The 14681-nt window shown below is 63.0% G+C and carries 1 protein-coding gene (cut by a window edge); it reads right to left on the bottom strand.

Annotated elements, in window-relative coordinates; all coding sequences use genetic code 11:
• Nucleotides 1-14344, bottom strand: partial view of a non-ribosomal peptide synthase/polyketide synthase gene (locus tag ACIQY3_RS09325; RefSeq protein ID WP_403018790.1) — the 5' portion only. 16490 nt of this gene lie to the left of the window's left edge; 14344 of the gene's 30834 nt are visible here — the first part of the coding sequence; it begins with the start codon at nt 14342-14344; its stop codon lies off the left edge, out of view.
• Between the last annotated feature and the right edge of the window lie 337 nt (nt 14345-14681).

Raw genomic sequence — 14681 nt, forward strand, 5'->3', positions numbered from 1 at the left:
CACCGAGGTCATCCACCGACAAGGTCAGCGGATAGTTGGTGCGTTCTTCGCCGTCCAGCGTCTGGATACCGTCCCAGGCCGCAATGGCGTCACTGGAGACCGGCCGTGTGCCGAGGTGACGGTAATTGAGCAACGCACTGAACAACGGCGTCGGCGCGGTCACGCCGCTGCAGCGCTGCGCCAGCACCAGCGACGCATGTTCGTGACCGAGCAACGCGGTCAAGCGCGCGTGGGTTGCCTTGATCCCCGCGCGCACACCTTGTGCGCCGAGGCTGACGCGCAACGGCAAGGTGTTGATGAACATGCCCAGCGCCCGATCGGCGCCCTCGCCGCCCTGCATCCGACCCAACAGCACCGTGCCGAACACCACGTCATCCTTGCCCGAAACGCTGGCCAGGACCTGCGCCCAGGCCAAGTGATAAACACTCGCCGCGCTGACGCCAAGCTGACGAGCCTGGGCCCGCAGGCGTTTACTCAGCACCGCATCCACGACCTGCCGGACTTCTTCGATATCCCGCCCTTCGCCCTGCACATCCTGCAGGCCGAATGGCAATGTTGGCTCGTCGATGTCGCCGAGCATGTCGCGGAAGAACACTTCATGGTCTTCGCGGCTGATACCCAGGCGTGCCTGGGCCACATAGTTGCGGTACGGCACCGAAGTGCCCAGCAGCTGCTCCTGACCGAGCATGTGCGCTTCGATCTCGGCGGTGAGCATGCTCAGCGACGTCGCGTCATCCACCATATGGTGGAACAGCAGCATGCCGATCCAGCGATTGTTCGCCGGGTCTTCGGCATAGCCGATGCGCATCATCGGCGCCTGGCGGATGTCCAGGCGGTAGTGGCGCGGGTCGAGGCGTTCGCGCAGTTGCTCGACGATATCCCCCGCCGTCGGATCCAGCACAATCTCGTCCAGCCCCAGTTGCGCCGCGCGCCAGACCACTTGCACCGGTTCGTCCAGGCCTTCCCAGACCACGCCGGTGCGCAAAATATCGTGGCGCGACACCACGCCTTGTAGCGCGTTGGCGAAATTGGCCAGGCGATCGCGACTGTCGAAGGAAAACAGCGCGTATTGCAGGTATGGATCGCCCTTTGCCGCCGCGAGGTGGTGATACAAGATCCCTTCCTGCAACGGCGCCAGGGCGTAGATGTCCTGCACATTGGCCACGCCACCGGGAGTTGCCGCCACCACGTGGTCGATTTCATCCTGGGTCAGCGTCGCCAGCGGCAACATGTCCGGCGTGATGCGGGTGCAACCGTCCGGGATCCCATTGGCAGGCACCACGATTTCAACCGTGCCGCCGACCGCTGCGGCGAGTGCCGCCAGGGTCGGTTGACCGAACAGCACACGCACGTCCGCCGCCAGATCGACCTGACGCATGCGCTCGATCAGTTTCACCGCCAGCAACGAGTGCCCGCCCAGTTCAAAGAAATGGTCGTGGCGACCGACCTGCTCCAGTTGCAGCAAGTCTTGCCAGATCTTCGCGATGGCAATCTCGACCTCGCCTTGGGGGGCTTCATAGGCGCGACTGACCACCGAGGATTGATCCGGCACCGGCAGCGCCTGACGGTCCAACTTGCCGTTGGTGGTCAACGGGAATGACGTCAGGGTTACGAACGCGCTCGGCACCATGTAATCGGCCAGCGTTTCGAGGAGTTCGGCTCGCAGTTCGGCGGCCGTCAATTGCTCACCTTCCTTGGCAATCACATACGCCACCAGACGCTTGTCGCCGGTGTCCTGGCGGGCCAGCACCACGGCTTCGCGCACGCCGTTGCACGCGGCGAGTTTGGCCTGGATCTCGCCCAGTTCGATGCGGAAACCACGGATTTTCACCTGGTCATCGTTGCGCCCCAGGTATTCGACGCTGCCGTCCGCCAGCCAGCGACCGAGGTCGCCGGTGCGGTACATCCGCGCGCCTGGCTCGGCGCTGAACGGGTTGTCGAGGAAGCGTTCGGCGGTGAGTTCGTCGCGGTTCAAATAGCCCCGCGCCACACCGGCGCCACCGACGTACATTTCGCCGATCACGCCGACCGGCACTGGCTCACGCTGGGGATCCAGCACGTACAGTTGCAGGTCGGGAATGCGCCCGCCAATCGGGCTCACGCCGATCAATTGCGCATCGGCCGCGTCGAGGGCGCGATAGGTCACGTGCACCGTGGTTTCGGTGATGCCGTACATGTTGACCAGTTGCGTGTGCGCGTTCTGCGCTCGGGCATACCAAGGCTTGAGAATCCCGGTTTCCAGGGCTTCGCCGCCGAAGATCACCTGGCGCAGACTGTGGCTCAGGTCGATTTCGCCCTGGGCCGCGATCAACTGGCGGAAGGCGCTCGGCGTCTGGTTAAGGATGGTCACCCCGGCTTCGCACAACAGCTCATAGCAGTATTGCGGCGAGCGGCTCACCAGTTGCGGCACCACCAGCAACTGGCCGCCGTGGGTCAGCGCGCCCCAGATTTCCCAGACCGAGAAATCGAAGGCGAAGGAATGGAACAGCGCCCACACGTCCTGCGGGCCGAAGTTGAACCACGGCTGGGTCGCCGAGAACAGCCGCGCGACGTTGCGGTGTTCGATCATCACGCCTTTGGGCAGACCGGTGGAGCCGGAGGTGTAGATCACGTAGGCCAGATGCGCCGAGGTCAGGCCCGGAATGTCCGGGTTGTGTTGCGCGGGCGGCGCTTCGTGGCTGGCTTCGATCAGGTCGAGCAGCAGCGTCGGGATGTTCATTTGCGGCAGCTGATCGCGCAACGGCAACTGGGTCAGCAGTGCCACCGGGGCGCTGTCGTAGAGCATGTAGGCGATGCGCTCGGCCGGGTAAGCCGGGTCCAGCGGCACGTAACCGGCACCGGATTTCAGGATGCCCAGCAGGCCGACAATCATTTCCAGACCGCGCTCGACGCAGATCGCCACCCGATCATCCGGGCGCACGCCGAGTGCCAGTAAACGATGGGCCATCTGGTTGGCGCGGGCGTTGAGTTCGCCGTAGGTCAGGCTCAGGTCTTCATAGACCACGGCCACGGCGTCGGGCTGCGCGGCGGCCCGGGCTTCGAATTGGTGGTGGATCAGCGCGTCATGTTCATAGAGAACGTCGGTGGTGTTCCAGGTTTCGAGCAACTGCTCTCGCTCGGCGGCTGGCAGCACGGTCAACGCCTGCAGTGGGGTGTGCGGCGCGATTTCCAGCGCTGCGACCAGATTCTCCAGCGCAACTTGCATGTACCCGCAAATACGCTCGGCGCCGATCGGTTGGGCGACCAAAGCAGTCAGGTGAAAGGCTTCACCCAAGTCGTCGACGTTCAACGTCAACGGGTAATTGGTGCGTTCGTCGCCACCCAGCGCCGCGATGCCTTGCCATGCGGACATGGCTTCCTCGGTGACTTCGCCAGAGCTGTGCCGGTAGTTGAGCAACGCACTGAACAGCGGCGTCGGCGCGGTCACACCGCTGCAACGCTGGGCCAGGGCCAGCGAAGCGTGTTCGTGGCCGAGCAACGCGGTGAGCCGCGCATGGGTCGTCTTGACCCCGGCTTTCACGCCTTGGGCCCCGACATCAACGCGCAATGGCAAGGTGTTGATGAACATCCCCAGCGCCCGATCCGCGCCGTCGCCGGCTTGCAAACGGCCCAGCAGCACAGTGCCGAACACCACGTCCTGTTTGCCGGACACCTTGCCCAGCACTTGCGCCCAGGCCAGGTGCACCAGGCTGGCGGCGCTCACACCGAGCTGCCGCGCCTGGGCCCGCAGGCGTTTGGACAGCGCCAGATCCACAGGCTGACGCGCCTCGTCGATGCCATGCCCGTCGCCCTGCACATCCTGCAGGCCGAATGGCAGTGTTGGCTCGTCGACTTCACCAAGCATCTCGCGGAAGAACGCCTCGTGATCATCGGCGCTCAGACCGAATTTCGCCTGGGCCACATAGTTGCGGTACGGCATTGCTTCGCCGAGCTGATCGTCCTGACCCAGCAGGTGCAGTTGCATTTCGTGCTGCATCACGTCCAGCGCGGTGTGGTCCAGCGCCAAATGATGGAACAGCAGGATCGCCACCCAGCGGTTTTGCGCTGCATCGTGGGCGTACGCCAGGTGCATCAGTGGCGCGTGACGCAGGTCGAGGCGGTAGTGCCGCGCATCGAAACGCGTGCCCAGTTGCGTGGAAACATCGCCGGCAGCCGGGTCGAGTTCGATGTGTTCCGGGGTCAGCAGGACGTCGCGCCAAACCACTTGCACCGGCTCATCGAGCCCTTCCCAGACCACGGAGGTGCGCAGAATGTCGTGGCGACCGATAACCACCTGCAAGGCCTGGACGAACGCGTCGAAACGCTCGCGGCTGTCGAAGGCGAATTGCGTTTGCAAAACGTACGGGTCGCCCTGCTCGGCGGCCAAGTGGTGATAGAGGATGCCTTCCTGTAGCGGCGCCAGCGGGTAGATGTCCTGCACATTGCGGGAACCGCCGGGGACGGTGGCGACGATGCGGTCGATGGTTTCCTGGGTCAGAGTCGCGAGGGGCAGCAAGTCCGGGGTGATGTGTTCGCAGTCCAGCGGAATCAGGTTCGCCGGAACCGTTATTTCCTTGCCGCTGCCGATCGCCGCCGCCAGTGCCGCCAGGGTCGGCTGACTGAACAGCACACGCACATCGGCGCTCAATTCGGCTTGGCGCATGCGCTCGATCAGCGTCACCGCCAGCAGCGAATGGCCACCGAGTTCGAAGAAGTGGTCGTGACGACCCACCCGTTCAACTTTGAGTACGTCGGCCCACAGGCGTGCAAGGGTTTCCTCGACGTCGCCCTGGGGCGCCTCGTATTCACGGCTGGCGTAGGCGTCTGCGTCTGGCGCCGGCAGCGCGCGGCGATCGAGTTTGCCGTTGGCGGTCAGCGGAAACAGGTCCAACACCACGAAGGCGCTGGGCACCATGTAGTCAGCCAGCGAAGCGGCCAGTTCGGCGCGCAGGTCTTGTACTGACAGGCTTACGCCTTGTTGGGCTATCACATAACCCACCAGGCGTTTTGGCCCTGATTCGTCCTGTCGCGCCAGCACCACGGCGTCTTTCACGCCGGCACACTGGCCCAATCGCGCCTCGATCTCGCCCAGTTCAATACGGAAACCACGGATTTTCACCTGGTCATCGTTACGGCCCAGGTATTCCACGTTGCCATCCGGCAGCCAGCGACCGAGGTCGCCGGTGCGGTAGAGCAAGGCTTGCGGCGCAGTGCTGAACGGGTCCGCCAAAAACTTCTCGGCGGTCAGCTCGGGGCGATTCAGATAACCTTTGGCCACGCCGTCGCCGCCGATATACAACTCGCCCGCGACGCCAATTGGCACCGGGCTGCCCTGTGGGTCCAGCAGATAAAGCCGCGTATTGCCCACCGGGCGACCAATCGGGATGCTGCCCTCGCCGGCTTTCCTGATTTCGTAGGTCGCGGAGAATGTGGTGGCTTCCGTCGGGCCGTAGCCGTTGAGCAGATGCTGCGGTGCGCCGTCTTTCAATACACGGCTGATGACTGCCGGGTCGAGCACGTCGCCACCGACGATCAGGTAGCGCAACTGGCCGAACACCGGCAGCAAATCGGCGGCGTATTGATGGAACAGACCCGCCGTCATCCACAACACGCTGATTTTCTGCTCAAGCAACAATGCGCTGAAGCGTTCTTGCGAGAGCAACACATCCTGCTCGACGATCACCACGCTACCGCCATTGAGCAACGGCGCCCAGACGTCGAGGGTGCTGGCGTCGAAGGCCGGGTTCGAGGCGAAGGCCACCCGGTCCTGGGCGTTGAATTCGGCGTAGCCGTTGTTGATCACCAAGCGGTTGATCGCCCGGTGCGGGACCAAAACGCCCTTTGGCGTACCGGTCGAGCCCGAGGTGTACATGATGTAGGCCGGCGCTTCGCTGGACTGTGGCAGTTGCGGGTCAGCGGTCAGGTTATCGAGGGCAACGGTGTCCAGATCCACGCGCACCGCGTCTTCGGGCACCGTCGTTGCGCTCAGCGTCAGCACAATCGCTGCCCCGCTGTCCTGCACCATAAAGCCCTGGCGTTCAATCGGCGCGCTGATGTCCAGCGGCACATACACCGCGGCACATTTGAGGATCGCCAACTGGCTGACCAACAGCTCAAGGGAACGCTCCAGCAGAATCGCCACGCGATCCCCCGGTTGTACACCGAGGCTGATCAGGTGGTGGGCCAGTTGATTGGCCCGGATGTTGAGTTCGTTGTACGTGAGGCTTTGCGTGTCATGAACCGCCGCTGTGGCTTGCGGAGCCGCCAGAACCTGCGCTTCAAACAGTCCATGAACGGTCTGGTCCTGCGGGTAGCTGCGTGTCGTGGCGTTAAAGTCCACCAGCAGTTGCTCGCGCTCGGCAGGCGGCAGGATCGGCAGGCTGAGCAGCGCGGTGTTTGGCGCCTGCTCCAACGCATCAACCAAATGTTCCAGCGCGGTATTCAGGTAGGCACAGATTCGCTTGGCGCCGATTTGCGGCATCGCCAGCGCCGTCACGCGGAAGCCTTCGCCCAGATCGTCCACCGACAGGGTCAGCGGGTAATTGGTGCGTTCTTCGTTGCTCAGGGATTCGATCCCCTCCCACGCCGTCAGGGTTTCGCTTGAATGCGCATGGGCGGCGCTGTGGCGGTAATTGAGCAAGGCGCTGAACAACGGCAATGGCGCGACCACGCCGCTGCAACGCTGCGCCAGGGCCAGCGAGGCATGTTCGTGCCCGAGCAAACCGCTCAACCGCGCGTGGGTGGCTTTTACCCCGTCGCGCACGCCGAGTTCGCCGAGGCTGACCCGTAGCGGCAAGGTGTTGATGAACATCCCCAACGCCCGTTCCGCGCCCTCGCCGCCCAGCATCCGGCCCATCAGCACGGTGCCGAACACCACGTCTTCACGACCCGACACCCGACCCAGCACTTGCGCCCAGGCCAGGTGATGCAGGCTCGCGGCGCTCACGCCCAACTGACGGGCCTGGGCCCGCAGACGGCGGCTCAGGTCGGCGCTGAGGTCCAGCGCGGATTCTTCAATATCACTGCCGTCGCCGCGCACATCCTGCAAACCGAACGGCAAGGTCGGCTCGTCGATATCGCCGAGCATGTCACGGAAGAACCCTTCGTGCTCCTCGCGGCTGACGCCCAGGCGCGCCTGGCCGACATAGTTACGATACGGCACCGCGTCGCCCAATTGGTCGGCCTGCCCCAACAGATGCGCCTGCATTTCCTGCTGCACCACTTCCAGCGCGACGTGATCGAGGGCCATGTGGTGGAACAGCAGCATGGCGACCCAACGCTGGTTGGGGACGTCCTGGCTGAACGCGATGCGCATCAACGGCGCCTGCTGCATATCGAGTCGGTAATGCAGTGTGTCGAACTGTGCGCGCAAGCGATCGGCAATCTCGCCTTCACCGGCGTCAAATTTGATTTCCTCGACCGCCAGTTGCGCCTTGCGCCACACCACTTGCACCGGCTCGTCGAGGCCTTGCCACACCACCGAGGTGCGCAGGATGTCATGGCGGTCGATCACGCCTTGCAGGGCATGGGCGAAGGCGTCCAGACGCTCGCGATCGGCGACGGTGAACGTGGCTTTGAGCACATAGGGGTCGCCCTGAGACGCGGCGATGTGGTGGTAGAGAATACCTTCCTGCAACGGCGCCAACGGGTAGATGTCCTGCACGTTACGCGCGCCGCCCGAGACAGTGGCGACGATGCGGTCGATGGCGTCCTGGTCGAGTTTGACCAGGGTCAGCATGTCCGGGGTGATGTGGGTGCAGCCCAGGCGAATATTGTTCGCCGGTACGACGATTTCGTTATCGCCACCCACCGCAGCAGCCAGGGCTGCCAGGGTTGGTTGGCCGAACAGTACGCGAATATCTGCCGACAGGCCGAGCTGGCGCATGCGGCCGACCAGGCTGACGGCCAGCAGCGAGTGGCCGCCGAGTTCGAAGAAATGGTCGTGGCGGCCGACTTGTGGCAGGCCGAGCAGGTCTTGCCAGATGTGTGCGAGGGCGATTTCGACTTCGCCGACCGGGGCTTCGTAAGTGCGGGTGATGACGGCGGCTGAATCCGGGGCTGGCAAGGCTTTGCGGTCGAGTTTGCCGTTGGGCGTCAGGGGCAGCTTGTCGAGATGGACGTAGGCGGCCGGGATCATGTAGTCCGGCAGTTGGGTTTGCAGGTGACGGCGGAGTGCGTCGATGTCCAGCGATGCTTGTGCGGTGTAATAGGCGACCAGGCGTTTTTCACCCGGCACGTCTTCGCGGGCCAGCACCACGGTTTCGTGGATGTCGGCGTGTTGCGCGAGTTTGGCTTCAATCTCGCCGAGTTCGATGCGGAAGCCGCGGATTTTGACTTGATCGTCATTGCGGCCGAGGTATTCGATGTTGCCGTCGGGGAGGTAGCGGCCCAAGTCGCCGGTACGATACATGCGGGCGTTGGTGCGGAATGGGTCGGTGAGAAAGCGTTCGGCGGTCAGGTCGTCGCGGTTCAGATAGCCGCGAGCCACGCCGGCGCCGCCGATGTAGATTTCACCCGGCACGCCTAAAGGAACCGGTTGTTGGTGTTCATCCAGCAAGTAGAACTGGGTGTTGGCCACGGGTTTGCCGATGTGTGCGGCGAAACCGTCTTCGCGGTCCATCGAGACCCAACTTGAGTAGGTCGTGGTTTCCGAGGGGCCATAGAGGTTGCACAGGCGCTGGACGCCAGTTTGTTCAAACAGGCTTTCTACCAGGCTGCGTTTGAGCGCTTCACCGGCGACGTTGACCGTGTGCACTTTGGCGCTGAGACCCCCGGATTCCAGCAACGCTTTGAGCGCCGACGGCACGGTGTTGATCAGGGTGATGTCGTGGCGCAGTTCCAGCACATTAGTGACGACATCAATGCTGCCGCCGGACGTCAGCGGCGCGAAGCATTCATAGACCGCCAAGTCGAAGTTCAAAGAAGTCGAGAACAGCGTTTTCGCCAAGGTTTCGCTGTTGAATGAGCGATGCGCCCAGGTCAAGAAGTTCACGGTATTGCGGTGTTCGATCATCACGCCTTTCGGCAAACCGGTCGAACCCGAGGTGTAGATCACGTAAGCGAGATGCGCCGACGTCAGCCCTTCAATTAAAGGATTGGCGACGGATTCGTCCTGCCAAATGCCGCTATCCAGGTCGATGACCGGCATCGAAGCTTCGGCCAACAAGCCCAGTGTAGAAGCTTGCGCCAACACCACCGCCGGCGCGCTGTCCTCCAGCATGTAGGCAATCCGATCCAGCGGATACGCCGGATCCAGCGGCACGTAACCGCCACCCGCCTTCAAAATCGCCAGCAACCCAACGACCATCTCCGCCGAACGCTCAACACAAATCGCCACCCGCGAATCAGGTTTTACACCCTGCCCGCGCAGGTAATGCGCCAAGCGGTTCGCCCGTTCATTCAGCTCGCGATAACTCAGGTGTTTTAATCCATGAACCACCGCCACCGCATCCGGCGTCCGCTCAACCTGAGCCTCAAACAACCCATGAACCGTCTCGTCCAGCGGATACAACGCCTCAGTCGCATTGAACCCAACCAACAATTGCTCACGTTCCAACACCGGCAAAATCGGCAACCGATACAACGCAGCCTGCGGCGTCTGCTCCAGCGCCAACACCAACCCTTCCAGCGCCGCCTGCATATACGCGCAAACCCGCGCCGCCCCAACCTGCGCGGCTACCAACACCGTCAACTTGAAGCCGTTACCCAAATCATCCACGTTCAACGTCAGCGGATAGTTGGTGCGTTCCTCACCACTCAGCACTTGCATGCCACGCCACGCGTCCACGGCCTGGGCTGATACCGCGCCCGTCGCACTGTGGCGGTAGTTGAGCAGCGCGCTGAACAGCGGCAACGGCGCCAATACGCCGCTGCAACGTTGCGCCAATGCCAGCGAGGCATGCTCATGGCCCAGCAATGCGGTCAGCCTTGCATGAGTCGCCTTGACCCCGGCTTTCACACCTTGGGCGCCAACATCCACCCGCAACGGCAAGGTATTGATAAACATCCCCAGCGCCCGGTCGGCACCGTCGCCGCCCTGCATCCGGCCCATCAGCACCGTACCGAACACCACGTCCTGCTTGCTCGACACCTTGCCCAGCACCTGGGCAAACGCGAGGTGAACCAGGCTCGCCGCGCTGACGCCGAGTTGGCGCGCTTGAGCTCGTAATCGCAGGTCCAGCGCCGTCTCGACAAACCGGGCATGTTCTTCGATATCCCGGCCATCGCCCTGCACATCCTGCAAACCGAACGGCAGCGTCGGCTCGTCGATATCACCAAGCATCTCGCGGAAAAACGCTTCGTGCTCCTCGCGACTGACACCAAGTCGCGCCTGGGCCACATAGTTGCGATACGGCACGGCGTCGGTGAGTTGATCCGCGTCACCCTGCAAGTACGCCTGCATCTCGTGCTGCACCACTTCCATGGCGGTGTGGTCCAGCGCCATATGGTGGAACAGCAGCGTCGCGACAATGCGCTGATTCGCTTCATCCTGCGCGAAAGCCAGGCGCATCATCGGGGCCTGGCTGACGTCGAGCCGGTGATGGCGCGGGTCGAAGCGCTGGCTCAACTGCGCCACGGCATCGCCGGCCGCCGGGTCGAGAGTGACCTGTTCAAGGTGCAACTTCGCTTCGCGCCAGACCACTTGGGCCGGGGTTTCCAGGCCATCCCACACCACGCCCGTGCGGAGGATGTCGTGGCGATCGATCACCACCTGCAGCGCTTGAATGAACGCGTCGAGACGTTCCTGGTTTTCGAACGCGAACTGGGTCTGCAATACGTACGGATCGCCCTGCTCGGCGGCCAAATGGTGATAAAGGATGCCTTCCTGCAACGGCGCCAACGGGTAGATGTCCTGCACGTTGCGCGCACCGCCGGGGACGGTCGCGACAATGCGGTCGATGGTGTCCTGGGTCAGGGAAGCGAGGGGCAGCAAGTCCGGGGTGACGTGCGTGCAGTCGAGCGGAATCAGGTTCACCGGAACGCTGACTTCCTTGCCGCTACCCACAGCGGCGGCCAATGCCGCCAAAGTGGGTTGGCTGAACAGGATGCGCACATCGGCGCTCAATTCAGCCTGGCGCATGCGCTCGATCAGCGTCACCGCCAGCAACGAATGACCGCCGAGTTCGAAAAAGTGATCGTGACGACCGACGCGTTCAACCTTGAGTACGTCGGCCCACAGGCGTGCGAGGGTTTCCTCGACTTCACCTTGTGGCGCTTCGTACTCGCGACTGGCGTAAGCGTCCGCGTCCGGGGCCGGCAATGCGCGGCGGTCGAGCTTGCCATTGGCGGTCAGCGGGAAGGTTTCCAGCACCACGAAGGCGCTCGGCACCATGTACTCGGCCAGCGCGGCGACCAGTTCGGCGCGCAGGTCTTGCGCTGACAGGTTCACGCCGGGCTCGGCAATCACATAGCCGACCAGCCGTTTGGGGCCTGCTTCGTCCTGCCGCGCCAGGACCACGGCGTCTTTCACCCCCGCGCACTCGCTCAACCGGGTCTCGATTTCGCCCAGTTCGACGCGGAAACCACGGATCTTCACCTGATCGTCATTACGACCCAGGTATTCCACATTGCCGTCCGCCAGCCAACGGGCCAGGTCACCGGTGCGATAAAGCAAAGCGCTTGGGTCTGCGCTGAACGGGTCGGCGACAAACTTCTCGGCGGTCAACTCGGGACGGTTCAAATACCCTTTGGCCACGCCGTCGCCACCGATATACAACTCGCCCGCCACACCGACGGGCGCTGGCCGCTGGTAGGCGTCCAGCACATAAACCCGGGTGTTGCCGACCGGGCGACCAATCGGAATGCTGCCCTCGCCCACGGCCTTGATTTCATAGGTCGTGGTGAACGTGGTCGCTTCCGTCGGGCCGTAGCCATTGAGCAGGTGTTGCGGTGCGCCTTCTTTCAAAACACGACCAATGACAGCCGGATCGAGCACATCGCCGCCGACAATCAGGTAACGCAATTGACCAAACACCGACATCAAACCAGCGGCGTATTGATGGAACAAACCGGCGGTCATCCACAACACGCTGATCTTTTGCTCCAGCAGCAGCGCGCGAAAACGTTCTTGGGACAACAGCACATCCTGCTCGACGATCACCACGCAACCGCCATTGAGCAGCGGTGCCCAGACGTCGAGGGTGCTGGCGTCGAAGGCCGGGTTCGAGGCAAACGCCACGCGATCCTCGGCGTTGAAGTCGGCGTAGCCGTTGTTGATCACCAGTCGGTTGATCGCTCGGTGTGGGACCAAAACGCCCTTCGGCGTGCCGGTCGAGCCCGAGGTGTACATGACGTAGGCCGGCGATTCGCTGGACTGTGGCAGGTGCGGGTCAGTAGCCAAGTCATCGAGCAAAACGGTGTCCAGGTCCACGCGTCGAGCGCCTTCGGATACGGATTCCGTGCTCAACGTGAGCACCATTCGTGCCCCGCTGTCCTGCACCATGAAATCCTGACGCTCAATCGGCGCACTGATGTCCAGCGGCACGTAGACCGCAGCACATTTGAGTACGGCCAACTGGCTGATCAGTAATTCAAGGGATCGCTCCAGCAAAATCGCCACGGATTCGCCCGGTCGCACACCGAGGTCTACAAGGTAATGAGCCAGGCCATTGGCCCTGGCGTTGAGTTCACGATAAGTCAGGCGTTGCCCGTTGTGGATCGCCGCTGTCGCATCGGGATGCGCCAGAACCTGCGCTTCAAACAGCCCATGCACGGTCCGATCCTGCGGATAGCTGCGCGTGGTCGCATTGAAATCCAGCAACACGTGCTGACGCTCGGCGTCCGGCAAAATGCTGAGCTGATGCAGCGGCAACTCCGGCGTCTGCTCCAGCGCCCGGGCCAGTCCTGCCAGCGCGGTCAGCATGTAGTCGCCGACCCGTTGCGCACCGATTTCGGCCAACGCCAGCACGCTCAGGCTGAACCCTTCGCCGAGGTCATCCACCGACAAGGTCAACGGATAATTGGTGCGCTCCTCACCGCCCAGCGACTGCAATCCCGCCCACGCTTTCAGCGACTCCGTGGTCGGCACCTGCGCGGTGCCACTGTGGCGATAATTGAGCAGCGAACCGAACAACGGAGCCGGTGCCGGCACCCCGCTGCAACGCTGGGCCAGTGCCAGCGAGGCGTGTTCATGGCCGAGCAGCGCCGCGAGGTCGGCATGGGTGGCTTTGACGCTGTCCCGCGCGCCCTGCCCGGCCAGTTTCACCCGCAACGGCAGGGTATTGATGAACATGCCCAAGGCCCGATCCGAACCATCGCCGCCCTGCATCCGGCCCATCAGCACGGTGCCGAACACCACATCTTCACGGCCCGAAACACACCCCAACACCCGCGCCCATGCCAAGTGATGCAGGCTCGCGGCGCTCACGCCCAACTGCCGGGCCTGGGCGCGCAGGCGCAGGCTGAGGGAGGCATCGACCGACAGATGCACCTCTTCGATGACCGGCTCGAGTTCGGGCACATCCGCCAAGCCGAAGGGCAAGGTCGGCTCATCGACCTCGCCCAGCATGTCGCGGAAAAACGCCTCATGCGCATCGCGGCCAACACCCAACCGTACCTGCGCCACGTAGTTACGAAACGGCATCGCGGCGGGCAACGCGTCGCCCTCGCCGAGCAGGAACGCCTGCATTTCATGCTGCACCAGTTCCAGTGCCGCGTGGTCCAGGGCCATGTGATGGAACAACAGAATCGCGACCCAACGGTTGTGCTCAAGGTCCTGGGCGCAGACCAGGCGCATCAGCGGCGCCCGGCCCACGTCCAGACGATGCTGGCGGGTGTCGAAGCGCTGGCGCAGTTGCCCGAGGATGTCGCCTTGGGTCGGGTCGAGCGCTAATTCTTCCAAAGGCAGGGTTGCCGCGTGCCAGACCACTTGCACCGGCTCGTCGAGCCCTTCCCACACCACCGAAGTGCGCAGGATGTCGTGACGATTGATCACGCCTTGCAAGGCCTGGGTAAAGTGTTCGAGGTGCGAACGCTGCTCGGCGCCGAACAGCGCCTGCAACACGTACGGGTCGCCCTGCTCGGCGGCGAGGTGATGGTAAAGAATGCCTTCCTGCAACGGCGCGAGCGGGTAGATGTCCTGCACATTGCCGGCGCCACCGGGCACGGTTTCAACGATGCGGTCGATTTCGGCCTGACTCAGGCTGGCCAGGGGCAGCATGTCCGGGGTTATGCGGAACGCCGGGCTGAGCCAGTCGCCGCCATTTTTCGTAACCAGCGCGATCAACTCGTTCTTATGCACGCCAAGACTGTCCCACAGCGCGCTGTCCAGCCCTTCGTCATCGCCCAGGATCACAAGGTCGCCATCATCCAGTTGGAGACGGATCGGGTGCAGAGAAAGAACGGCCATCAAATCGCTGAATTGCATCGAAGAACCTGCTTTGTGAATTCGGGGGTGGTTGACGATGAAAAATGTGCTTTTCAGATACGGCGTGGCGCCTGAACGCGGGAATCGGCAGCGTTTCAGGGGCCGAGGGCGGCGCTTGGGTCAGGGCTTTGAATGAATATCGGGTCAAAAGCGATCGCTGATCGGGAGTGGTCTACTCGCAGCAATGACGCCCTTTACTGGTCGAAAAAATTAGAACATTCGAGGCCGAATGTCTGTCATGGGAAGCAGGGACAAGCCCTGGCGTCGATCGGTGTGGATTTGTGCAAAGGCAGGCAATCCGATGGGAGAACCCCATCGGATCGGGATCGCGAATGAA

It is taken from the genome of Pseudomonas sp. NPDC096950, assembly GCF_044762525.1.
Taxonomy (GTDB): Bacteria; Pseudomonadota; Gammaproteobacteria; order Pseudomonadales; family Pseudomonadaceae; genus Aquipseudomonas.